At 71.2% G+C, this 23,428-nt stretch carries 21 protein-coding genes; 9 read left to right on the top strand and 12 right to left on the bottom strand.

The features are described from left to right. The first annotated feature begins 2 nt into the window (after positions 1 to 2). The 4 genes from ACO1X9_RS03490 (at position 3) to ACO1X9_RS03505 (ending at position 3,258) form a co-directional block, all read left to right on the top strand. Positions 3 to 662, top strand: coding sequence for a phosphocholine cytidylyltransferase family protein (locus ACO1X9_RS03490; RefSeq protein WP_486349438.1), 660 nt, complete (start codon positions 3 to 5; stop codon positions 660 to 662). A 100-nt stretch (positions 663 to 762) separates the two neighbouring features. Then, the gene (locus ACO1X9_RS03495; protein WP_486349439.1) at positions 763 to 1,599 is read left to right on the top strand and encodes an ABC transporter permease; all 837 of its coding nucleotides are present in this window, start codon (positions 763 to 765) and stop codon (positions 1,597 to 1,599) included. Continuing rightward, positions 1,599 to 2,339, top strand: a complete 741-nt coding sequence (locus ACO1X9_RS03500) for an ABC transporter ATP-binding protein (protein WP_486349440.1) — start codon at positions 1,599 to 1,601, stop codon at positions 2,337 to 2,339. The genes ACO1X9_RS03495 and ACO1X9_RS03500 overlap by 1 nt, the downstream gene beginning before the upstream one ends. A 37-nt stretch (positions 2,340 to 2,376) precedes the next feature. Then, positions 2,377 to 3,258 carry a hypothetical protein gene (locus ACO1X9_RS03505; protein WP_486349441.1) on the top strand — a complete coding sequence of 294 codons (882 nt, stop codon included), beginning with the start codon at positions 2,377 to 2,379 and terminating at the stop codon, positions 3,256 to 3,258. Between the two features lie 8 nt (positions 3,259 to 3,266). Here the strand turns inward: ACO1X9_RS03505 and ACO1X9_RS03510 are convergent, their stop codons facing one another. Continuing rightward, complete coding sequence (locus tag ACO1X9_RS03510; protein WP_486349442.1) at positions 3,267 to 4,586, bottom strand: CDP-glycerol glycerophosphotransferase family protein; 1,320 nt, start codon at positions 4,584 to 4,586, stop codon at positions 3,267 to 3,269. A 121-nt stretch (positions 4,587 to 4,707) separates the two neighbouring features. Between ACO1X9_RS03510 and ACO1X9_RS03515 the strand changes: the two genes are divergently transcribed. Continuing rightward, the gene (locus ACO1X9_RS03515; RefSeq protein ID WP_486349443.1) at positions 4,708 to 7,422 is read left to right on the top strand and encodes a CDP-glycerol glycerophosphotransferase family protein; all 2,715 of its coding nucleotides are present in this window, start codon (positions 4,708 to 4,710) and stop codon (positions 7,420 to 7,422) included. Between the two features lie 57 nt (positions 7,423 to 7,479). Here ACO1X9_RS03515 and ACO1X9_RS03520 read toward each other — a convergent pair whose 3' ends face one another. From ACO1X9_RS03520 to ACO1X9_RS03535, 4 genes are all read right to left on the bottom strand, one after another. Continuing rightward, a complete protein-coding gene (locus ACO1X9_RS03520) occupies positions 7,480 to 8,514 on the bottom strand; it encodes a glycosyltransferase family 2 protein (RefSeq protein WP_486349444.1) in 1,035 nt (344 codons plus the stop codon). Between the two features lie 90 nt (positions 8,515 to 8,604). Further along, positions 8,605 to 10,008, bottom strand: coding sequence for a S1C family serine protease (locus tag ACO1X9_RS03525; RefSeq protein ID WP_486349445.1), 1,404 nt, complete (start codon positions 10,006 to 10,008; stop codon positions 8,605 to 8,607). Between the two features lie 94 nt (positions 10,009 to 10,102). Then, positions 10,103 to 10,771, bottom strand: coding sequence for a PKD domain-containing protein (locus tag ACO1X9_RS03530; RefSeq protein WP_486349446.1), 669 nt, complete (start codon positions 10,769 to 10,771; stop codon positions 10,103 to 10,105). 104 nt (positions 10,772 to 10,875) lie between these two features. Continuing rightward, a complete protein-coding gene (locus tag ACO1X9_RS03535) occupies positions 10,876 to 11,424 on the bottom strand; it encodes a hypothetical protein (RefSeq protein WP_486349447.1) in 549 nt (182 codons plus the stop codon). A gap of 144 nt (positions 11,425 to 11,568) precedes the next feature. Here ACO1X9_RS03535 and ACO1X9_RS03540 point away from each other — a divergent pair, with 144 nt between their 5' ends. Both ACO1X9_RS03540 and ACO1X9_RS03545 read left to right on the top strand, forming a co-directional pair. After that, positions 11,569 to 12,207: a TetR/AcrR family transcriptional regulator gene (locus ACO1X9_RS03540; protein ID WP_486349448.1), complete on the top strand. Its 639-nt coding sequence runs from the start codon at positions 11,569 to 11,571 to the stop codon at positions 12,205 to 12,207. 10 nt (positions 12,208 to 12,217) lie between these two features. Then, positions 12,218 to 12,832 (top strand): HdeD family acid-resistance protein, encoded by a 615-nt coding sequence (locus ACO1X9_RS03545; RefSeq protein ID WP_486349449.1) that lies wholly within the window; start codon positions 12,218 to 12,220, stop codon positions 12,830 to 12,832. Here ACO1X9_RS03545 and ACO1X9_RS03550 read toward each other — a convergent pair. From ACO1X9_RS03550 to ACO1X9_RS03575, 6 genes are all read right to left on the bottom strand, one after another. Continuing rightward, positions 12,829 to 13,596 carry an NUDIX hydrolase gene (locus ACO1X9_RS03550; protein WP_486349450.1) on the bottom strand — a complete coding sequence of 256 codons (768 nt, stop codon included), beginning with the start codon at positions 13,594 to 13,596 and terminating at the stop codon, positions 12,829 to 12,831. The two genes, ACO1X9_RS03545 and ACO1X9_RS03550, sit on opposite strands and share 4 nt — an antisense overlap. Further along, positions 13,590 to 14,504: an NAD-dependent epimerase/dehydratase family protein gene (locus ACO1X9_RS03555; RefSeq protein WP_486349451.1), complete on the bottom strand. Its 915-nt coding sequence runs from the start codon at positions 14,502 to 14,504 to the stop codon at positions 13,590 to 13,592. The genes ACO1X9_RS03550 and ACO1X9_RS03555 overlap by 7 nt, the downstream gene beginning before the upstream one ends. Next, on the bottom strand, positions 14,501 to 16,111 hold the full coding sequence (locus ACO1X9_RS03560) for a class I adenylate-forming enzyme family protein (protein WP_486349452.1): 1,611 nt from the start codon (positions 16,109 to 16,111) through the stop codon (positions 14,501 to 14,503). The genes ACO1X9_RS03555 and ACO1X9_RS03560 overlap by 4 nt, the downstream gene beginning before the upstream one ends. Next, positions 16,108 to 17,256 carry a cytochrome P450 gene (locus ACO1X9_RS03565; RefSeq protein WP_486349453.1) on the bottom strand — a complete coding sequence of 383 codons (1,149 nt, stop codon included), beginning with the start codon at positions 17,254 to 17,256 and terminating at the stop codon, positions 16,108 to 16,110. Before ACO1X9_RS03565 ends, ACO1X9_RS03560 begins: the two co-directional genes overlap by 4 nt. After that, positions 17,253 to 18,002: a glycosyltransferase family A protein gene (locus ACO1X9_RS03570; RefSeq protein WP_486349454.1), complete on the bottom strand. Its 750-nt coding sequence runs from the start codon at positions 18,000 to 18,002 to the stop codon at positions 17,253 to 17,255. The genes ACO1X9_RS03565 and ACO1X9_RS03570 overlap by 4 nt, the downstream gene beginning before the upstream one ends. Before the next feature lie 128 nt (positions 18,003 to 18,130). Continuing rightward, positions 18,131 to 19,135: a 3-oxoacyl-ACP synthase III family protein gene (locus tag ACO1X9_RS03575; RefSeq protein WP_486349455.1), complete on the bottom strand. Its 1,005-nt coding sequence runs from the start codon at positions 19,133 to 19,135 to the stop codon at positions 18,131 to 18,133. Between the two features lie 34 nt (positions 19,136 to 19,169). Here ACO1X9_RS03575 and ACO1X9_RS03580 point away from each other — a divergent pair, with 34 nt between their 5' ends. Then, positions 19,170 to 21,098 carry a DUF2207 domain-containing protein gene (locus ACO1X9_RS03580; RefSeq protein ID WP_486349456.1) on the top strand — a complete coding sequence of 643 codons (1,929 nt, stop codon included), beginning with the start codon at positions 19,170 to 19,172 and terminating at the stop codon, positions 21,096 to 21,098. Here ACO1X9_RS03580 and ACO1X9_RS03585 read toward each other — a convergent pair. Beyond that, positions 21,095 to 22,123, bottom strand: coding sequence for an NAD(P)H-dependent flavin oxidoreductase (locus ACO1X9_RS03585; protein WP_486349458.1), 1,029 nt, complete (start codon positions 22,121 to 22,123; stop codon positions 21,095 to 21,097). The two genes, ACO1X9_RS03580 and ACO1X9_RS03585, sit on opposite strands and share 4 nt — an antisense overlap. Positions 22,124 to 22,390: 267 nt before the next feature. Here ACO1X9_RS03585 and ACO1X9_RS03590 point away from each other — a divergent pair. Next, on the top strand, positions 22,391 to 23,428 hold a 1,038-nt coding region (locus ACO1X9_RS03590), incomplete at its 3' end, for a DUF222 domain-containing protein (RefSeq protein WP_486349457.1).

The following is a 23,428-nucleotide window of genomic DNA, read 5'->3' on the forward strand; positions in this document are numbered from 1 at the left end:
GCATGGGAAGCCGGCTCGGCCGTTCGCTGCCGAAGCCGCTCACCGAACTCAGCGACGGCCGCAGCATCATGCGGCAGCAGATGGACAACATCCACCAGGCCTTCGGCGCCGACGTCCACGTGACGACGGTCGTCGGCTACAAGCTCGAGCACATCGTCGAGGCGTTCCCCGACAACACGTACGTGTACAACGAGCGCTACGACCAGACCAACACCTCGAAGTCGCTCCTCCGCGCGCTGCAGGCGTCGAAGGACGGCGGCGTGCTGTGGATGAACGGCGACGTCGTGTTCGACCCCGAGGCGCTCGTGCGCGCCGGCGACCTCGTCGCCCGCGACCAGAGCTTCGTGAGCGTCAACACGGCCAAGGTGTCCGACGAAGAGGTCAAGTACACGACCGACGCCGAGGGCAACATCGCCGAGCTGTCGAAGACCGTCGTCGGCGGTCTCGGCGAGGCCGTGGGCATCAACTTCGTGTCGCGCGACGACAAGGCGGCGCTCATCCGTCGCCTGCAGCAGGTCGGCGACCAGGACTACTTCGAGCGCGGCATCGAGGTCGCGATCGAGCTCGACGGCCTCAAGTTCCGTCCGGTCGACATCTCCGACCTCTACGCGGTCGAGATCGACTTCGCCGAAGACCTCGAGCGCGCCAACCTCTTCGTCTGACACTCTCGCCGGGTCTGACACTTCTGTCGGGTTAATTGCACATTGCTCCGTCGTCCGCGTGCAATCTGCAACTGACGGGACGCGCCAGTAGGTTTATCCCGTGACCGTCGACGATCCCGCGCGCCCGCTCGCGCGCCGTCGCTGGTCGCCGTTCGTGCGCTACCGCCGATCGCTCTGGCTGCTGACGACGCGCGACCTCAAGGTGCGCTACTCGACGAGCGCGCTCGGCTACCTGTGGTCGATCCTCGATCCGCTCGTGATGGCGGGCATCTACTGGTTCGTCTTCACGCAGGTCTTCGGTCGTGACGTCGGCCACGAGCCGTACATCCTGTTCCTGCTGACCGCGCTGCTGTCGTGGATGTGGTTCAGCGGCGCGATCTCGGATGCCACACGCGCCTTCACGCGCGAGGCGAAGCTCATCCGCTCCACGACCATCCCGCGCACCATCTGGGTCGCCCGGCTCGTGCTGAGCAAAGGCATCGAGTTCGTGCTCGCGATCCCGGTGCTGGCGATCTTCTTCGTCTTCAACATGGGTGAGCGGGCCGACGGCACCCCGGGAGCCGAGCTGCACCTCGAGGCGCTCTGGTGGCTGCTCGCGGTGCCGCTGCAGGCCGCGCTCACGCTCGGGATCGGGCTGCTCGTCGCCCCACTCGTCGTGTTCTTCCGCGACCTCGAACGCGCCGTGAAGCTCGTGCTGCGGTTCCTGTTCTACGCGTCCCCGATCATCTACGGCCTGCACGATCTGCCCGCCGACCTGCAGTTCTGGGGTTCACTCAATCCGTTGGCCGGCATCTTCTCGCTGTACCGGGCGGCGTTCTTCCCCGAGCAGCTCGACTGGTTCGCGGTCGCCGTGAGCGTCGGCATGACCGCGGTCTTCCTCGTCGTCGGCTACCTCGTGTACCGCGCGAGCATCCGTCGCGTGCTCAAGGAGATCTGATGACCGAGGGTGCGATCGAGGTCACCGGGATCGGTGTGCGGTTCCGCCGCAACCGCGGCGCGCGCCGCAGCTTCAAGGACCTGTTCTCGGGGCGCACGCGTCGACGCCGCCCCGACGACTTCTGGGCGCTGCGCGACGTGTCGTTCACGGTCGCTCCGGGCGAGGCGATCGGCGTCGTCGGGCGCAACGGGCAGGGCAAATCGACGCTGCTCAAGCTCGTCGCCCAGGTGATGATCCCCGACGAGGGTCGCGTGCAGGTGCAGGGCGGCGTCGCGCCGCTCATCGAGATCACCGGCGGATTCGTCAACGACCTCACGGTGCGCGACAACGTCAACCTCACCGCCGGGCTGCACGGCATGACGAAGGCCGAGATCGCGGAGCGCTTCGACGAGATCATCGGCTTCGCCGAGCTCGAGAAGTTCGTCGACACCCCGTACAAGCACCTGTCGAGCGGCATGAAGGTGCGACTCGCGTTCGCCGTCATCTCGCGACTCGAGGAACCGATCATCCTCGTCGACGAGGTGCTCGCCGTCGGCGACGCCGCGTTCAAGGCGAAGTGCTACACGCGCATCGAGGAGCTGCTCGCCGGCGGCCGCACGCTGTTCTTCGTCTCGCACAGCGAGAAGGACCTGCTGCGGTTCTGCACGCGCGGCCTCTACCTCGACAAGGGGCGGCTCGTGCTCGACGCCCCCATCCGCGACGTCGTCGCCCGCTACAACGCCGACTACGGCGTCAAGTAGTGGCGCGATCCGGCGTCGACAGAGAAGAGTGGATGCCGTGAGCGAACTCGAGACGATCGACGCGGCCCGTCAGCGGTCGCGTTTCGAGCGCGGGTTCGACGCCGTGCTCTCGGTGCAGCGCCCCGTGGTGCTCGCGCACATCCGCAGCATCCGCTCGCGTCGACCCGACGCGACACCGACGCAGCTCATCGCGATCCTCGAGCGGCGCTACCTGACCGCGGTCACGACCGGTGGCGCACTCGTCGGCGCGTCGGCGGCGATCCCCGCGGTCGGGATCGGTGCGTCGCTCGCGCTGTCGGGCGTCGAGACCGCGGGATTCCTCGAAGCCACGGCGCTGTTCGCCCAGTCGGTCACCGAGGTGCACGGCATCGCGGTCGACGACCCCGAGCGCGCGAGCACCCTCGTGATGACGATGATGCTCGGGCAGGGCGGGCAAGACCTGCTGAAGCAGTTCGCCGGCCAAGCGGCGGGCGGCGCGGGCCGTTCGGCTTTCTGGGGCGAGACGATCACCAAGAACCTGCCCTCGGCGGCACTCGGGCCCATCGCCGACCGGATCCAGAAGATGTTCGTGAGGCGCTTCGCCGCGACGCAGAGCGGGTCGGTCGTCGGGCGGATGATCCCGTTCGGAATCGGCGCCGTCGTGGGCGGTGGCGGCAACCACCTCATGGGGCGTCGGGTCGTGAAGTCGGCGCGCACCGCGTTCGGTCCCGCGCCGGCAGGGTTCCCCGCGAATCTGGAGCCGCGGCCCAAGGAGCCGAAGGCGCCCCGCACGCCGAAGGCGGTCAGGGCCCCGAAGACCCCGAAGGCGCCGAAGGCGGCGCGACCGGTGAAGGCGGCGCGCGCCGCGAAGCCGAAGCGGCTGCCTCGAGGTCGGGCGACCTACCCGATGCTGCCGCCTGCCTCCTCCGGCGAGGACTGACCGCGGCGTCAGTCGGGCTGGGGCACCGACTCCTCGTCGGAGTCGTCGCCGTCTTCGTCGTCGAGAGGGTCGTGCTCGACACGCGGCTCACCCAGATGCAGCGCAGCCTGCTCCTCCCAGCGCGCGACGAGCAGGTCGATCGCGGCGTGGAAGCGCGCGGTCGACGAACCCGGGGTCGTGTCGCCGAAGTGGTGCTCGGCCCAGTGGGCGAGGTTCGCCCGCGACTCCTCGTCGTGGATCACCCGGTCGAGGAAGCCGAGCGGGTCGGCGAGGTCGGCGGTCGACATCCATTCGGCGTGCGAGAGGAAGCCCGACTCGTCGAGCTGCGCCGTCGGCGATGCCGGGCGCGTGACGACGAGCGGTTTGCCGGTGGCGAGGCGGTCGTAGACCATCGCGGAGACGTCGGTGACCTGCACGTCGGCGATCGCGATCTGCCAGCCGAGCTCGCCACCCTCGTCGAAGAGGTGCCCGGCGGACGGGTCGGCCGCGTTCGCGGCGGCGATCATGCGTTGAATCCGCTCGTTCGCGTCGCGGTACTCGCGTGAGTTGACGCCGCTGCGCGGGTGGGGGCGGAAGATGAGCCGGTGCGTCGACGAGGCGAGCACCGCCTCGGCGATCGCGACGCCGTGGGATGCGATCGAGCCGTAGGCCATCGTCGGGCGATCGCCCTCCCAGGTGGGGGCGTAGAACACGACGGTGCGCCCGTTGCCCTCGAACGGCACGTGGTCGTCGAGGTGGTCGGACTGCGGGCGGCCGATCGGGATGGCGCGCGCCGCGACGTCGTAGGTCCAGAGCTTCTTGGCAAGCCGGTCGAGGGCCGCCTGACCCGCGACGAAGGCGTAGTCGTACGCCTTGTACTGGTTCGACGTCATGTAGATCTTGTCGGACTCGCCGTGGTTGATGAACACGTGCCACATGCGCCCGTACCGGAACATCTGGAAGTTCTTGATGTTCTGGTTGACGTAGAGCATCGTCGCCAGGTCTTGCTCTTCGAGGAAGCCTTCGATGTCGGTGACGGTGCGCAGGTAGAGCACCGGAACGGGTGACTCCTCGCGGATGGTCAGGTACGCACCCGGGCTGCGCGCGATGATCGCGACGCCGCGGTGCTTCGCGAGCTCGGCGAGCGGCGCGTACCACTGGCGGATCTGGTAGAGGTTCACGCGGGTGTCAGCGAAGTACACGGCGACCTGGATGCTGCCGGGCGCGGGTCGAGCGGCGGACTCCGCGACACGGTTCGCCTCGTTGCGGGTACGGCGGTTCCGCAGCCCGTTGCGCAGCACCTTTCGCGCCGTGCGTGCGTCGCCGAGCAGTCGTCCGAAGACACTCATCCGGAACCTCCCGCCACGATTCAACCAGCCCTGCGACCCGGCTGCCCCGGGGGTGACGCCCGTGACAGAATCGTGACCGAGCCGCCGACGGCGGCGGACGAGAGGTCCCCGCACCCCCGCCATGGCGAGATTCACGTTCGGCGCCGGCAACGCGCGCAAACTCCTGCGCGTCCCGCTGTACGCCCTCGGCGCGTTCGCCTCGCGCGTCGTGCCGCGGACGCCGCGTCTCTGGGTGTTCGGGTCGGGCATCGGGCTGGGTGAGGGCGCACTCCCCCTGTACCGCGCCGCGCGCGAACGCCTGCCCGAGGGCACGCGACTCGTGTGGCTCGCGTCGACGGAGGCCGAGCTCGCCGAGGCGCGCGCGCTCGGTCTCGACGCGGAGCGCAAGGCGGGGTGGCGAGGCTTCCGGCTGACGCTCCGCGCGAAGGTGCTCGTCGTGACGCACGGCTTCGGCGACGTCAACCGGTTCGGCACGCGCGGCGGGTTCGTCGTGCAGCTGTGGCACGGCATCCCGCTCAAGCGCCTGCACCTCGACTCGCCAGCGACGCTGCGCATCTCGGGGGTGCCCGACCACCGCCTCGTGCGGGGTCTGCTCGCGTGGGCGTACCGCCGAGCCGGTCGCGGCATCCGCCTGTTCCCCGTCGCCTCCGAGCTCGTCGCCGCGCGCATCGTGTCGGCGTTCGGGGTGCCGCGCGCGAACGTCGTCGTCACCGGTGATCCGCGCGACGACGCGCTCGTCGCCGCGCATCCGGAACCGCTGCTCGACGCGGGGTCGTCGCGCGCGATCCTGTACGCACCCACCTGGCGCGACGGCGCGCCCGACCCCGTCGTGCCGACGGGCGAGCAGTGGGCGGCGATCGCGGAGTTCCTCGACCGCCGCGACGCGGTGCTCTACGTGCGCGCGCATCCGCTCGGGGCGGGTGACTATGCGGCCGGGCCGGCGAGCAGCGCCCGCATCAGGATGCTCGGTGCCGACCGGGTACGCGACGTCAACGCCGTACTGCCCGAGGTCGACGTGCTGCTCACCGACTACTCGTCGATCGCGTTCGACTTCTCGCTGCTCGGGCGACCGACGGTGTTCCTCGCCGCCGACCTCGAGCAGTACGCCAAACGTCGCGGGCTGTACGACGGCTACCGCGAGTTCAGCGGAGGCCGCTACGCGTCGGGGTGGGCGGGGGCGCTCGACCTGCTCGAAGCTGCCCTCGACGGTGACTCCGATGCCCTCCGGCACGCGGAGTGGCTCTCGTCCGAGTACGTCGACGTCGCTCCGGGCGGTGCGACGGAGCGCGTGCTCGACGAGGTGCTCTCTCGACTCGAGGGTGCGGGTTCTCTCCCCGTCGACCGCCGCCCCCGGCCCGCGGTCGCGGTGGAGCCGTCCGACGGCGCGACCCTGCGGGTGCGTATCGCCGGCGACGTGTCGGCCGCGCGGCTCGAAGGTCGCCGGGCACGGGCGGACGGCATCCTGACCCGCGACGGTGATGAGACGGTCGCGACGTTCGAGTTGCTCGCCTCGCGGTGGGGCGCCGACGGACTCGCGCTGCCGTCCGACGACTACCGCCTTCAGCTCGCGTCGTCGGTGGGGTGGAGCTCTCGTGTCGTCGCGACGGGCGCGGCACGGCTGACGCACGAGTTGTTCCACGCGACCGCGGCGGCACGAGCCGGGGGCCTCGTCGTCGCGATCACGGCGCCCCTCGCCGACGACGAGCGTGGGGCCCGGGCGCAGTCGCGACTCGAACGCGCCTACCGCTCCTCCCGCCCGACGGCAGAGGACGCGGTGTTCTTCGAGAGCTTCTACGGGCAGACGGCGTCGTGCAATCCGCTCGGCATCGACCGCGCTCTCGCCGAGCTCTCCCCCGCCACGCGTCGGTACTGGAGCGTGGTCGACGGGTCGGTCGCGATTCCGGAGGGAGGTATCCGGCTCATCGAGGGTTCGCAGGCGTGGTGGCGCGTGCGCGGATCCGCCCGGGCTCTCGTCGTCAACGACTGGCTGCGCAAGCGCTACCGCCGGCGCCGCCATCAGAAGGTGCTGCAGACCTGGCACGGCACGATGCTCAAGAAGCTCGCACTCGACAGGGGTCTCGGGCTGCGCACCCGTATCGCCGTGCTGCGGGAGCGCGATCGGTGGGATGTGCTGCTCGCACAGAACCCGTATGCCGCGCGCATCTTCCGCTCGGCGTATGCGATGAAGCGACCGATCTGGGAGGAGGGGTACCCGCGCAACGACGTGCTGCACGACCCGGTGCGGGCCGCGCACGTGCGCTCGGTCGTGGGTGTACCCGCGGATGCTCGCGTCGTGCTGTACGCCCCGACGTGGCGCGACGACCGCACCGAGATGGTGGACTTCGTCGACCTCGCGGCCTTCGCCGCCGAGCTCGGACCCGACCACGTGCTGCTCGTGCGCGGCCACTCGCGCACGCTGCGCCACGGGCAGGATCTCTTCGGCCCCGGGCTGATCGACGTCACGAGCTATCCGGACATGGCCGACCTGCTCGACGTCGCCGACCTGCTCGTCACCGACTACTCGTCGGTCATGTTCGACTTCGCCGCGACGGCGCGCCCGATCGTGTTCTTCACCCCCGACCTCGCGCACTACAGCGCCGACCTCCGCGGGTTCTACTTCGACCTGCTCGCCGAAGCCCCGGGCCCGGTGGTCTCGACGCGGGAGGGGTTGCGGGATGCCGTGCTCGCGTCGGCCGATGGGCAACCGGAGTTCGCGGCGCGGGCGGCGGCGTGGCGGGAGCGATTCACCCCGCGCGACGACGGCTCGGCCGGTGCGCGCGTCGTGGGGCGGATGCTCGCCGAAGGGTGGCTCGACCCCGCCTCGGTGGTCGAGTAGCGCCGTAGGCGCGTGTCTGCTCGGTGGTCGAGTAGCGCCGTAGGCGCGTGTCGAGACCTAGCTCTCCGTGCGGGACCGGTCGACGTTGTCGCGCGCACCCCGCAGGAGCCCGACGAGGAACCCGGCACCCCAGCTCAGGTGCACCGTCGCGAGCACGACCATGAGACGAAGCCGGTCGGCGAGCGACCCGGGGGTGGTGACCGCCGCGATGACGAGAAGTGCGAGGTAGAGGATCGGCCCGAGGAACACGAGCGAGACGATCCACGCGAGCACCGTCGGCAGCACCCCTGACACGAGCAGCGGGATCGCGACGAGCGACAGCACGAACGAGGCGAGCAGCACGGGGGGTGCGAAGAAGCGCAGCGGGTTCTTGCCGCCGAGCCGCCGCACGAGCTCACCGCGCCACACGCCGGTCGCGTGGAACTGCCGCCGCAGCTTCTGCAGGGTGTCGCGCGGCCAGTACGTCACCCGCAGCTGCGGGTCGAGCCAGACGATGTGGCCCGCCTGGCGGAGACGGTAGTTGAGCTCCCAGTCTTCTCCGCGGCGCAGGGTCTCGTCGAAGCCGCCGACTTCGCGCAGCGCGTCGGCGCGCATGACGCCCATGTAGGCCGACTCCGCCGGCCCTTCGGTGGCATGCTCGCCGTGGTAGGCGCCGCCGCCGAGCCCGTAGCGGCTGTTGTAGGCGTGGGCGACGGCGGCCTGCAGGCCGGGCTTGCCGGTGGCGACCATGATGCCGCCGAGGCTGGCCGCGCCGGTGCGCGCGAGAGTCGCGACGGCGCGGCTCGTGTAGCCGGGTGAGAGTTCGGTGTGCGCGTCGACGCGCATGATGATCGGATGCCGACTCGCCGCGATCGCGAGGTTGAGCCCGATCGGGATGTCCATCCCGGGGTTGTCGACCACGCGGATGCGCGGGTCGGCGGCGACGAGCCGCGTCACGATGCCGTCGGTGCCGTCCGTGGAGGGGCCGACCGCGAGCACGATCTCGAAGTCGCCCGGGTGGTCTTGTTCGACGATGCTCGCGATGGCCGACTCGAGGTAGCCGGCTTCGTTGAGCACGGGCATGACGTACGAGACGGCGGCCGGCTTCGGCATCCTGTGCACCCTCCCGGCTGACCGGGCCGGCGCGATGCCGGACCCGGTCGAGCCTACCAATCGGAGGGTGCGCGGCCGTGGCGGGTCGCGTTACCGCGCGACGTACTCCCCGAGCGTGACTGTCACGGTCGTCGAGTCGTCTCCTCGCACGTAAGTCAGTTCGACCTCGTCGCCGGCGCCGTGCAGTCGCACCTGCGCGGTGAGGTCGACGCTGCTCGTGATGGGCGCTCCGCCGAACTCGGTGACGATGTCGCCCTGCTGGAGTCCGATGCCGGCGGCTGCGCCGTCCGCGGTGACGTCCTGGATGACCGCCCCGACGATGGAGCCGTCGGAACTGGATGCGTCGCGCACCGTGGCCCCGAGCAGCCCGTGGGTCGCGACGCCGTTTTCGATGAGCTCGTTCGCGACGCGCTTCGCGAGGTCGGCGGGGATGGCGAAGCCGACGCCGATGGACCCGCCGGTCGTGCTCGTGCCGCCCGCGTTGGCGATGGCCACGTTGATGCCGACCAGTTCGCCCGCGGAATTCACGAGCGCGCCGCCGGAGTTGCCGGGGTTGATCGCAGCGTCGGTCTGGATCACGGGCACCGAGATGGTCCCCGATCCACCCGTCGTCTGCTGCCCGGGGATGTCGAAGTTGAACGGGTTCTGGCCGCCCTCGTCTCCGTCGTCGGTGCCGTCATCGGGCACAGCCGACGACGCGATCTGGATGCTGCGGTCGAGGGCGCTGACGATCCCGTCGGTGACGGTGTTGGAGAGGCCGAGCGGGGCGCCGATCGCGACGACGCGGTCTCCGACGTCGAGGGCGTCGACGTCACCGAACTCGATGGGCGTGAGTCCGCTCGCGTCGATCAGCTTGATGACGGCCAGGTCGACGATCGGGTCGTTGCCGACGACTTCGGCGCGGAAGATGCGGCCGTCGGCGGTGGTGACCTCGATCGTGCCGTCGCTTGACGCGCCGTCGAGGGTGATCACGTGATTGTTGGTGAGCACGTAGCCGTCGTCGCTGAGGATCACACCCGAGCCGGTGCCCGCGCCGTTCGAGGCGGCGACGGCGATGGTGACGACCGAGGGGCCCGCCTTCGCGGCGACGGCGTTGACGACGTTGACGCCGTCGGGGTCGTTCACGGTGATGGTCTGCGGGGAGGCGACGGTCTGCTGATCGGTTCCTGTGGCCGAGGCGACCGCCCACGCCGCGATCCCGGCGCCGGAGGCTCCGCCGACGAGGGCGCCGACGGCGAGTCCGGCGATGAGGAGCCCGGCGCCGGTGCGTTGCTTCGGCGCCGCGGGCGGGGTGGATGCCGGCTGCGCGAATGCGGGCGGCGCCGGGGTGTCTGCGGCTGGCGGCGCCGCCGGCGCTGCCGCAACGGTCTTGGCGGCGGTCGGGTCGACGGTCGTCGGCGGGGTGGCGGCGGGGTCGACGGCTGTCGACGCGGCGGCGGCGGTCGCGCGGGGGCGGCGGACGCGTGGGGCGGGGTTCGGGTTTGACTCGGACATCGAGTGCTCCTTTCGGCGCTGCCAGCATCCCGCCGAATCCTGTGGGTTCTTTATGGCCGCGCTGGGAGCCTAATCGGCAGCCGGGAACGGATCGTCAGCATCCCGGCCCCGAAGGGTTCGCGAGACAGTCGTGTTCGACGAGAACCGTCTTCGCCGTTCCCACTCTCAGGTGCAGGTCGTTCGCCGGGAGGGTCAGGTTGCCGACGACGGCACGCCACTCGCTGCCGTCGAAGCGGTACTCGGCCGAGAACGTGATGGAGAGTGTGATGGTGTAGTCGCCGAGCTGCTCGTACACGTGCGAGGTCGGGGTGGGGTCGAACTCGTCGAGCCCGAGCGCCTCCCAGGTGCCGCCCTTCGTCGGCTTCGTCGCGGCCGTGCCGTCGCCGTAGTTCCAGTGGAAGGCCGTCGGCGTGAAGCGCACGTCGGCCGGTCGACCGAGAAGCGTGCCCGGCACGACGTGCTGGTCGGTGATCGCGTAGAAGTTCGTGTCGAGCCCTGCGACCGTCCAGCCGTCGGGTTGCATCTGCTGTCGACCGGGTGTGGGGATGAACGACGCGATGTCGCGGATCGTGATCGGCCCGATGCCGGCTTCACCCGGTACGCAGCTCGGGGCGTTGCGTGTATGGAGGAGGCAGCTCAACCCGTCGCGATATCGCGGTCCGTTCCAGAGCGGCCCTTGCGGGAAGGCGACGGAGCTGCCGGTTGACCCGGTCGCGCCCGGGCCTTGGCTCGAGCCCTCGAGCTCCACACTTGTTCCGGTCACGCTGCCCGATACGTTCGGGCATCCAATCGCGATGACGGTCCCGACGCATTCAAGAGTTGCTGCCTTCGCTTCGGGGCCGGCCCAAACGAGGACGCTGAGTACTACTAGAAGCAGAAGTCCGAGTCTGGCCATTGCGCACTATCCGCGATAAGGACGTCTTCGACGTCAACCGTCATCACCACCTCGAGCGCGACCGTTGGGGCGCGCTCTGAGGGAGTCACGTCCTGCCCGTCGACATTGACGACTCGAACGCCCGAAACATCGATGCAGGCGTAGATCACAATCTCTGCATACCCATCGAGCTCGTCGTACTGCTGGAGTTCTACGTCACTCAACGCACTCACGCCGACGGTGCGTATCTGATTGGACCGTAGGTACGCAGAGCCCTCCAACTCGTCTACCAATTGGTCTTCCGTCACAAACTCAGCGATGCGCTCGGGGTCGACACCGCCCTCACTCGAGATGAGATTCGACATCTCTAGATACGCCGCATACGCCTCCTCCGCGGCGGCGAGCGCCTCCTCCTCCGAGGCGAAGATCGGCGTCGACGTGGGCTCCGGCGGCATCGTCGGCAACGGGTCGCCGCCGACGCACCCCGTGAGCACGAGCAGTGCGCCGATCCCTGCCGTCGCCGCGAGTGTCCTGATCCGCATGCCGACCACGGTACCCACGCCCGGCGGGCACGCAGCGAGCTATCCACACACCCCGTCGGAGCACCGCGGCCCGGGAACCCGAGCCCGCGCGCGGGACTGTGGAGGGCTCCCCCCTAGGCTGTCGGCGGGGGAAAGGAGCAGCCCGTGGCGCACTCCGGTCAGGATGAACTGCTCGACGCAGCGGCCCATCTCGTCGTCGAGGACGGCTTCGACGCCGTCTCGATCCCCCGCATCGCGAACGAGGCCCACGTCTCCGAAGACCAGGTGCTCGCGCACTTCGGGTCGCTCGAAGACCTGCTGGTCGCGATGCTCAACCGGGAGTTCACCGCCCTCTGGACCGAGCTGCTCGACGACATCGAACGCGACCCGCGCGGCGGACTGCTGTCGCGCATCTACCGCTACACGCTGCCCGCCACCTACGAGCGACCCCTCGTGCGCGCCCTCTACCTCGCCGACCGCGACGGGCTCAACACGATCATGCGCTCGACGCACGGATTCAGCTACGTGCCGCAGGTCGGGCTGCGCAGCGAGTTCATCCGCCGCATGCAGGAGGTCGGGATGGTGCGCGCCGACGTCGACGCCGACAACCTCGCCGCCGTCATGGCAGCCGTGTCCGCCGGCGCCGCACTCACCGCGCCCCACGACCAGCTCGACGACGTCAACGAGGGGCTGTTCGAACTCCTCGTCCGCGCCGTCGACGCCGAGGTCGACGACACGACGCCCGGCAAGGCGGCGTTCGTCGAGTACGCACTGAGCCTGGCCCGGCCGGACGGGCGTCACTAGGCTCGGCCCCATGAGCGAGACCACCTCAGCGAACGGACTCCCCGACCTCGTCGCCGTCGGCAAAGCCATCTGGTGGATGGTGCTGCTGCGCGGCATCGCGGCGATCCTCTTCGGCATCCTCGTCCTCGTCTTCTCCCCCGACGTGACGCTCGTCGCGCTCGCGATCCTCTTCGCGGCCTACTCGATCGTCGACGGCGTGATGGGGATCGCGCACGCGGTGCGCATCCGGTCGCGCTCGAAGCGCTGGGGTTGGCTGCTGCTGTCGGGCATCCTCTCGGTACTCGCCGGTCTGATCGCCGTCTTCTTCCCGCTGCTGACCGGTTTCTTCGGCGCCCTCGTCATCACCTACCTGATCGCGTTCTGGTCGATCTTCGTTGGGATCGCCGGGTTCCCCGCGGCGCACGCGATGGCGGATGGCGGCCGCAAGACGTGGGCATACGTCACGTCGGCGCTCGCCGTGCTCTTCGGCCTCGCGCTCGTCGTCATCGCGGTGCTCAACCCGGCCGGTGCCGTGCAGGCGCTGCTGTGGACCATCGCCGCCTACGCGATCGTGAGCGGCGTGCTGCTCATCGTGCTCGCGATCGGCACCCGCTCCGTCGCGAGGCGCCTGACGACGACGCCCTAGGGCAGCAGGAGCTCGACGCGGTCGCCGACGAGGCGCACGCCCGGCTCGATCCGCTCCACGACCCGAGGTCGGGCGAGGGCGTCGGCGACGGAGTGCTCCGCCCGGAGTGTGCGCAGCACGGCGCGCGTCGGCGGCATCATCGGGCGGTCGCCGAGCAGCGCCTCCCCGGGCCGCAGCCAGACGTGCAGGTCGGCCTCGCCGACGATCTCCCACGCCTCCTGCCCTCCGGGCAGCGCCGCGATCAGGAACCGGGTGTCGAAGCGGCGCTTCTCGGCGATCGGGGTCACCCAGTGCGCGAGCGGTCGCACGAGGCGGGCGTCGAGGGCGAGGGCGCGACGCTCGAGCACGGCGGCGAGCGACGTCGCCCCGGCCTCGAGGGCGACCCGATCCTCCTCCCAGGTCGCGTCGGAAGCTTCGACGCCCACGGTGCGCCCGCCCGCGTCGACCGCCAGCAGCACGCCGCACTCCTCGAACGTCTCCCGCACCGCGGCGACGACGAGCGCGGGGTCGTCCGGAGGCGCACCGACCCACCGCACCGGTTCGGCATCCGACGCCTCGAGAGACCCCCCGGGATACACATACCGGCCGGGGGCGAACGCGAGCTGCGGGTTGCGCCGCAGCAGCAGCACCTCGAGCCCTTCGGCGCCGTCGCGCACGAGCACGACCGTCACCGCCCGCCGCGGTTCCACCGGCGGGAGCGTCCCGTCGAGCACGGCGCGCACGCGCGGGAGGTCGTCGGGGGCGACCGGAAGGAAGATCACCACGCCTCCGCTCCTTCGAGACTCGTCGCCGTCGGCCGATACCCGAGTTTCGCACGCGCCGCCGTGAGGTCGAGGGTGCGCTCCATGCCGACCTGGCTCACGGCGTAGCGGGTGAGGGCGGGGCGCCGACGCCGCAGTCGCGCGGCCGTTTCGAGCGTTCCTGCGAGCGCGAACGCCGACCGGTACGGGATCGACACGAGCCGCGCACGCACCCCGCGCCGCCGGAGGAACTCCCGCAGCACGTCGGCGAGCACGACCGGCGCGTCGTCGGCGATGTTGAACGTGCCCCGACTGATCGCGGGATCCAGCGCGAGCTTCACGGCATCCACGAGGTTGTCGACATGGGTCAGCGAATGCCGCACCTCGGCGCCCTCCGGCAGCACGAGGCGCCCGCCCCGCACCGCCGCGAGCAGCCGGGGAAGCAGCGTCGTGTCGCCCGGACCGTACACGGCGTGCGGGCGCAGGATGACGGCATCCGTTCCCGCGAGCTCGAACTCGGCGAACGTCTTCGACTCGGAGTACGGCGACAGGAACCGTCGCACCGGGAAGGCCGACTCGTGCACGTCGACGTTCGGCACGAACGCGTCGTACACGCTCGACGTCGACAGGTGCACGAGCCGCGCGCCGGGGAAGCTGCGCACGACCGTGCGCGTTCCGTCGCGATTCGCCCGCAGCGCGAGGGGCAGCGGAGCCCAGTCGTCGGCGAGCGCCGCGCAGTGCACGACGGCCTCGAAGTCGCGGTCGGCTTTGAGCGGCCCGTCGTCGAGGTTCCAGATGCGGTAACGGGCGAGCGGATGCGACCAGCCGTGGTGTCGGCGACCGAAGCCGACGACTTCGTGGTGCGCGTCGGCGAGGGCGGTGGCGACGGCGCCTCCGACGAACCCCGACGCTCCCGTGACGGCGATCCTCACAGCAGCCCCCTCGCCAGCAGAGCGACGGCGGTGCGGTCGAGCTTGCGGCTGCGCCCCGACCGCGGCAGGTCGGGCACGGCGACGACGAGATCGGGCAGCACGCCCGCGTCGAGCAGCCCCGGCAGGGCCCGCGCGACCGAGCGGGCGACCGGGTGCGAGGCGTCGGGATGCGGCGGCGCGTCCTCGGGGACGACGAGAAGCACGAGGCGGTCGTCTCCGATGGCGTCGGGCACGCCGGTGAGCACCGCCTCGCGCACGCCCGGAAGCGACGCGATGACCGACTCGTAGAGGCCCGGGTAGACGTTCTGCGTGCCGCGGATGAACATGTCCTTCTTCCGCCCGAGCAGCGTGAGTCCGTGCTCGTCGAGCCGGGCGAGATCGCCCGTACGCACCTCCGTCGTCGCGGGCTCGCCGAGGTAGCTCGCCCGCGCGGGTCCGTCGAGCACGAGTTCGCCGTTCTCGATCCGCGCGTCCACGCCGGGCACGAGCCGCCCCACCCAGTCGCCCTCGGCATCCGACCGCGCGAGCTTCTCGGCACCGTCGGCGATCGCCACGGGCAGCAGCTCGGTCATCCCGTACACCGCACGGATGGCCGCCCCCGGGAACGTCGACCGGATGCGTTCGAGCAGCGGCCGCAACACGGGCGCACCGCCGAGCACGACCGTCTCCAAGCGCGGCGCGCGCCGGCCCTCGAGCCCGCGCAGGATGGCATCCATCACCGCGGGTGCCGCGAACAGCACGTCCGCGTCGGCGAGCAGCGGCAGATACGCCTCGGGTCGGGCGCCCGGGTCGAGACCGGGCGGCGGCATCGTCCAGTGCGCTCCTGCGATGAGGGCCGGGATGCCGACCATGAGCTGATCGGTCAGCACCCGCTGGCCGGCGTGCATCGCCGCGGCGGCGATGTCGCCGAGCCCGGCGCCGAGCGACGCGCGGGTGTGCACCACCGCGCGGGGTGCCTCGGTGGTGCCGGAGGTGAACACGATCAGCGCCTCCTCCCCACCCCTCGGTGGTCGAGTAGCGCCCGCAGGGCGCGTGTCGAGACCCATCCCGGAGTCGCCCGTCGGCGTGGTTTCGACACGGTCGCTGCGCGACCTACTCAACCACCGAGTGGGGACGGCGCCTCGTGGGACGCCGGGCAGCCAGGGGCCGGCGTACAGGTGGCGGGCGCCGGGCACGATGCGGGCGTAGTCGGGCAGGTCGAGACCCCGTCGCCGCGCGAGAGGGCGCAGCAGCGGGGTCGACGCGAGGTAGAGCAGAGACTCGGCGGCGACCCAGCGCGGGGCTGCGAGCGCGGCGCGCGCGCGGAACAGCGCCTCCCCCGCCCCCGGATCGGCGAACACGACGCAGCCGCCGGCGTGCACGATGCCGAGGGCGAGGATGACGGCATCCGGGCCGGGGCGCACGGAGAAGAGCACGCGGTCGCCGGGCTCCATGCCGAGTGCGGTCAGGCCCGCCGCCGTGGCGCGGATGCGGGAGCCGAGGTCGGCGTAGGTGAGGGTCTCGACACGCGGCCTGCGGCCGCTACTCGACCACCGAGTGCGGGAGAGCGCGCGGTCGGAACCCCACGTGTCGCAGGAGGCGAGGACGGCCTGCACGAGGTCGCTCATGCCCGCTCCAGCTCGAGGCGCGAATACGACGGGATGAGCACGCCGCGAGAGGGGGTGCGAGCCGCGACGCCCAGGGTCGGGTTTTCGAGCAGCGCGCCGAGGGTGAGCCGGATCTGCGCCATCGCGAGCGGCGCCCCGAGACAGTAGTGCGCTCCCGCGCCGAACCAGAGCTGCTTGAGCTGCGCCGCCGGGTTGGCGGCGGGATCGAACTCTCCGAGCGCGCGGTTCGCCCAGTAGGTGCCGAGCAGCACGCGGTCCCCGGGTCTCACCCGCACGCGGCCGAGGGTGCGCGGTGCGACGACGGAGCGCAGCATCATCGGCGACGGCGTCGTGACCCGCAGACCCTCGGCGACCGCGGCATCCACGAGTTCCGGCGAGGCGGCGAGCCGCGGCAGCCACCCGGAATCGATGAGGATGGCGGCGAGCCGAGGCACGTACGACACGATCGTCTCGGTGCCGGTGAGCACGAACGCGCCGACGGCTCCGAGGGCTTCGCGCTCGTCGAGGCCGAGCGCGCGCATGCGGCCGGGCACCGTCGACTCGTCGCCCGCGTACGCCCGAGCGGCGTGTTCGCCGAGCTCCGCGAGGATGCCCCGGGCGACGCCGAGCTGCCGGGGCGTGAGCCGCGGGCGGGCGAGGGTGACGAAGCCGGTGATCGCCGACACCCGGCGGAACAGCTCGTCGTCGACCACCGTCTGGTCGAGCCCGACGAGCCGGGCGATCACCGCCGACGCCGAGCGGCGCGAATGCGCGACGAGGTCGACTCGCTCCCCGCGCGCGAGCGCCTCGGCGAGCGACCGCGTGGCGTCGCCGAGACTCGACGCCACGAGTGCATCCACGAAGGTCGGCGCGAAGAGCGGCGCGAGCTTCCGCCGCAGCGCCCCGTGCTCCTCGCCCTCCATGTTGAGCAGCACCGACGGGCCGAGCACCGGGGTCCACAGGTCGCTCGGCGCGCCGGGACCGTTCTTCGTGTATCCCTCGGTGTCCATCAGGGTCGCCCGCAGCAGCCCGGCATCCTTCACGAGCACCCCGAGACCCGGGATGCGACGCACCGGACCCCGCATCGCCGACAGCAGCGGGTAGGCGACGGGATGCGCGGCACGCATGACGCGCTCCTCCCAACGGCGGGCGACGGCGACGGTCATCGGATGTCCACGTGCTCCGGGCGGTACGCGTGATCCCTGTACCAGAGGAGGGTGTTCTTCAGCCCCCACGCGCGCACGCGCCGTGACGACCCGAACACCACGACGTCCGACCGTCGCGCGTAGTCGGAGGTGATGCGGCGCACGGCGTTGACGAGGGCGCGATCCTCGTGCAGGTCCTCGATCTTCGTGCGCGGGAATCCGCCCGCCGCGAGGTAGAGCTCCGCGGTGATGCCCACGTTGCAGCCCGCCGCCATCATGTACGGCCCGAGATAGGCGGGGTCGCGGTTGCCGCGCCGGACGCGTCCGAACGCCTCGGCGAGGTGTACGGCACCGCGGAGGAGCAGCCGGGTCGGCCATCCCACACCCTCGTCGCGCCGCGGCACGAGCTCGCCGCCGACGAGCCGCAGCCCACGCCCGCCCTCGGGCCGCGGGGTCAGGGCGCGGCGGATCGACGCGGTCCAGTCGGCACGGGGAAGGCAGTCGGCGTCGGTGCGCGCGAGCAGGGTGGCGCCGGCGACGATCGCCGCGTGCATCCCGGTGTCGGCCGCGGCGCCCGTGCCCTTCTGCGGTTCGTCGATCACGCGCCAACGGGTGAGCCCGCGGGCGGCGGCGAACGCGCGGATGACCTCCGCCGAGCCGTCGGTCGACCCGTTGTCGACGAACACGACGTCGAAGTCGTCGTCGCGCTGGGCGGCGAGCGCGTCGAGCGTCGGCCCGATCCCCGCCGCTTCGTTGTACACCGGCACGACGACGGCCAGAGAGCTGGGTGGTCGAGTAGCCGCCGCAGGCGGCGTGTCGAGACCCGTCCTCGAGCGATTCGGAGGCGGGGTCTCGACACGGCCGCTTCGCGGCCTACTCGACCACCGAGGACGGCTCACAGCCTCACCACCATGAGGCCGAGGGAGATGCCGCCGGCGAGGCCGATGAGCAGCACGAGCGACCCGGGACCGACCATCCCCCGCTCGCGCGCGAGCCGCAGCTGGAGGGGGAGGCTCGCCGAGGCGATGTTGCCGTGATCGACGACGGTCACGATCGTGCGATCGTCGCGCACACCGAGCCGTTCGAAGATGGGCCCGAGGTAGGGAGCGGCGACCTGGTGGATGGCGACGAGGTCGAAGTCATCCATCGCGTACCCGGAGTCGCGCAGCATCCGCTCGACCGGTTCGGGTCCGAGTTCGAGGAACGCCCGCTGCAGGCCCGCTCCGTCCATGTCGAAGTACGAGGCGTCGGGGTCGCGCGGGCGCATCGTCCCGCCGCCGGGCAGGGTGCCGATCGCCCAGTGCCGAGACTCGGCGACGAACCGCGACGCCCGGATACCCGTCTCGGGGTCGTCGGACGCTTCCAGGATCACGGCGGCGCCGGCATCCCCCATCACGTAGCCGGGGAACGAGCGCAGGAACTGCCCGGGCTCGTCGAGCTTCCAGCGCACGCCCGCGCTCGTCTTCTCGCCGCTCGCGACGAGCACCCGACGGTACTGGCCGGTGCGGATGAGCGCGTCGGCCACCTGCATCGCGTTGAGCACCGAGTTGCACGCGTTCTTGACGTCCATGACGGGCGCCGTGAGGCCCAGTTTCGCGGCGACGATGTGGCTCGTCGCCGGCTCCACGAGGTCTTGCGCCGCCGCCGAGAACACGACGAGGTCGGGCTCGCCGGGGCTCTCGTCGAGGGCACGCCGGGATGCCGCCACGGCGAGGTCGGACGCGTCCCAGTCGGCGGGGGCGACGTGCACCCTCTCGACCCCGGTCATGCGGGAGATCAGGCCCGTGGCAAGACGCATCCCCGGGTTCTCGCTCCGGAGGCGTTGCTCGGTCTCGGCGGTCGACCTCACCGTCGAGGGTAAGTGCACCCCGAGTCCGGCGATACGGGTCGACGCGGACATCGACGCGAGCCTAGCCGCCCGCTAGGTTGACCACGTGCGCGCACCCCGACGATTCCGAGTTCTGCTCACCCTCGTGGCGGGTCTTCTGCTCGTCGGCTCGGGCGCCGCCCCGGCCGTCGCTCTCGACGAGCCCGACCCGTCCGACGAACCCGCGGTCGTCGCGCTCGACGCCGCCGGCGCCGGGGTCGACGACTTCGAGTTCGCGTCGTTCGACGGCGTCTACGAGCTCTCCCGCGCGGGCGACGGTCGCTCGCAGCTGCGTACCGTCGAGACCTTCGTCGCGGTCTTCCCCGACTTCGACCAGAACCGCGGCATCCGGCGCGCCCTCGTCTCCGACTACAAGGGCCACACGACGGGCATCGACATCGTGAGCGTCACCGACGGCAACGGCGCCCCGCGCGACTACGAGCTCGGCACCGATGACGACGGCTTCACGGTGCTCACGATCGCCGTGCCGCAGGGGCAGTACGTCTACGGCGAGCAGACCTATGTGATCGAGTACACCCAGTCCGACGTCACCGCGACGGCGACCGACCTCAGCGACGGCGTGACGCGCGACGAGTTCTACTGGGACACCAATGGCACCGGATGGCGGCAGCCCTTCGCCGAGGTCAGTGCGACGGTGCGCGTGCACGCCGACCTCGTGCCGTCGCTCACCGGCGAGGCGTTCTGCTACTACGGCTACGAGGGCTCGACCGATCGGTGCGACATCCGCGGCACGGGCGACGGCGAGTTCGAGGCGGAGGCGAGCGACCTGTTCGCCGGGCAGAACATGACCGTCGTGATCGGCTTCCAGCAGGGCACCTTCGCGGGCGCCCCGTTCTGGACCTACGTGCCGATCCTCGCCCTCATCGCGATCGCGCTCACCCTGTTCGGTCTCATCTTCGCCCTCGTGACACGCTTCGTCTTCTGGCGCGACGCCCCCGGTCGCGGCATCGTCGTCGCGCAATACGAACCCGCCGAGGGGATGAGCGCGCTGCTCGCCGCCAACATCGTCGGCAAGCCGCGCAAGGGGATGGCGGCATCCCTCATCGATCTCGCGGTGCGCAAGAACATCCGCATCCTCGAGCACGACCAGGGCTGGAGCAAGGTCTTCGGGGTGCAGCGGCTCAGTAACCAGGGGCTCGGACCGGACGAGCAGCGCGTCATGGGTGCACTGTTCTCGGTCAACCCGTTCTCGATGGGCGGACTGCCGGGCCTCCGGTCGATCTTCCAGGTGGGCGGGCAGATGCCGCAGCCCGAACCCGACCCGGCGGGCGAGGTGCGGTGGCTGACGAAGGGCGACACCGTGCTCGGCCAGCAGGTCGTCGCGCTCACCAAGGCCGTCGAGAAGGAGGCCGAGGCGGGCGGGCTGCGTCGCAAGCCGTCGTGGGGGCCGATGCTCCTCGTGCTCGGCTCGATGGTGCTCGCCGGCATCCTGCTGATCTTCCAGTCGATCTTCGGCGGAGGTGGCGAGACCAGCATCATCATCACGGTCGTCGGGCTCAACATCCTGCCCTGGGTCGCGATCTTCTCGATCGGCGCGCTCGCCCGCAGGAGGCCCCTCACGTCTAAGGGCTCCGAACTGCGCGAGCACCTCGAGGGCCTGCGCGAGTTCATCCGCGTCGCCGAAGCCGACCGTCTGCAGATGCTGCAGAGCGTGTCGGGCGCCGAGCGGGTCTCGACGACCGACGGCGCACAGATCGTGAAGATCTATGAGCGGCTTCTGCCCTACGCCGTGCTCTTCGGCCTCGAGAAGGAGTGGGCGCAGGAGATCGCCAAGTACTACGACACCAACCCGCCCGACTGGTACTCGGGTACGAACGGCTTCGCGATCGGCGCCTTCGCGGCCGGGATCTCGTCGCTCTCGTCGAGCGTCTCGACGTCGTACTCGGGTTCGTCGGGATCGTCGTCCTCCGGCGGCGGTGGAGGCGGCGGTTCGTCAGGCGGCGGCGGAGGCGGCGGAGGCGGCGGCGGGGTCTAGATCCCGGCACGCAGCTCGGCGAACACCGACGTCGCATCGAGATGGCGGGCCAGCGGCGCACCCTGACCCGCCCACAGGGAGAGCAGGTCGGCGCGATCCTGGCGTGCGGCCTCGGCGCGGAACCGTCCGGTCAGCCAGTTCTGCGCCGGGAACGGCGCGATCTCATCCGACTCCTCGATCTCGCGCACGGCCCGGTTCGGGATGCCGCGCGCGACACGGCCGGACATCGCGCGCGTGAGCACGGTGGCGTTGCCCGTCGCGGCGGTGATCGCCGCCCGGTGCGACGGCGGCGCGGCGGACTCGCGGGTCGCGAGGAACGCCGTTCCGACCTGCACACCGTCCGCCCCGAGCGCGAGAGCAGCGGCGACCCCGCGCCGATCGGCGACGCCACCCGCCGCGATCACCGGGATGCGGACAGCATCGGCGACCTGCGGGACCAGTGCGAAGGTGCCGACGAGGGACTCCTCGGGAGGCCGCAGGAAGGCGACGCGATGGCCGCCGGCCTCCATGCCCGTCGCGACCACGGCATCCACGCCGCCGGCCTCGAGCGAGAGCGCCTCCTCGACCGTGGTTGCGGCGCCCACCACGACGATTCCCCGCGCGTGGGCGTCGTCGATGAGGCCGCGCGGAGGCACGCCGAAGACGAGGCTCAGCACGGCGGGGCGCGCGTCGAGCACCGCCGCGACCTGCTCGTCGAACGAGGGCAGGAACGCGTCGGGGGTGTCGGGTTGCGTGAGGTCGAGTTCCGCGAACAGCGGGGCGACGGCCGCCCGCGACGCCGTGAGGTCGACCTCGCGGGGCGTCACCTCGTCGCCCGTCGGAAGCCACAGGTTGAGGGCGAACAGCCGGTCCGTCGCCGCGCGGAGTTCGGCGGCGGTGGCCGCGATGCGGGCGGCGTCGTAGCCGTAGAGCCCGTACGAGCCGAGGCCGCCGAGGTCGCTCACGGCCGCCGTGAGGGCGACCGACGACACTCCGCCGAACGGGCCCAGCACGATCGGATGCTCGATCCCGAGCAGCTCGGCCAGCCGGTTCACGCGTCCTCCTCGGGAAGCCTCACACCACAGCGCCCACACGTCGCCGCCGCACTCTCATCGAGCCCACCGCACTCCGGGCACACCCGCGCGAGCCAACACGCGGCATCGCCCTCCGCGAGGATCTCGGGATGCCGCGTCGGCTCGGTCACGCAGCCAGGCTAACCCTCGAGCTGGCCTCCGAGCTCGAACGTGGGGACGTCATCCACAGGTCGCCGACCGCGTGGCCGCGATGTCGGTGGGTGCTACTTAAATGTAGTCATGGTCACCTTCCGCGAAGCGCTCGCCGAGCGCGACGAGCTGCCTCCGGCGCTGCAGCGGATGGCGGCCGATGCGGGCGTGATCGAGGCGATCGTCGAGCTCGACAAGATGATCGCGAGCCTGACCGCGGCCAAGTACACGATGGTCGCGTTCGCCCACGAGACCCAGACGCGCGCCATCGACGCGCCCTCGCATCCGCTGGCCGAGCGAGAGTTCCGCGCCGAGATCGCGGCGGCGCTGCGGCTCTCGCGCCGGGCTGCCGGCATGCTCATCGACGAGGCCGACGTTCTCACGACGCACCTCCCCGCGACCCTCGAGAGCCTCGCCGAGGCCCGCCTCACACCGAGCCACGCGCGCATCCTCGTCGACGAGCTCGCGATGATCCCCGCCGACGAGCGGGGCGAGGTCGAGCGGCAGGCGCTCGAGGCGGCCGAGCAGTCGACGAACGCCTTCACCCGCACCGTGCGGCGCATCCGAGAGTCGCGCTCCCCCGAACAGGCGGTCGAGCGGCACCGGCGAGCGGTCGACGAACGGTCGGTCACGCTTGAACCCGGCGCCGACGGGATGGCGTGGCTGACGGCGCGGCTGCCGGCACCCGAAGCAGTCGCAGCCGACAGCCTCCTCGACGCCCGCGCCCGGGCGATGCGGAAAGCCGGTGACCCGCGCACGCTCAGCCAACTGCGCGCCGACCTGCTGCTCGAGACGATCCTCGGCGGCGACGAGGCCCGACCCTTCGGCAACTCGACACCCACCGTCGTCACGACGGTGCCGATCTCACTACTGCAGGGGCGCGACGACACGATGGGCGAGCTCCTCAACTACGGACCCGTCGATCCCGCCACCGCGCGGAGGATCGCCGGCGCCGCGAGCGTTCTCCGGCGGGCGATCACCGACGAGCGCGACGACGCCATCCTCGCCCTCGGACGCACCCGCTACCGCGTCACCGACGACCTGCGACTCTTCCTTGCCATCCGCGACGGACGCTGCCGCTTCATCGGCTGCGCCGGCCGCGTCACCTCCGCCGACGTCGACCATGGC

It is taken from the genome of Pseudolysinimonas sp. (assembly GCF_057350545.1).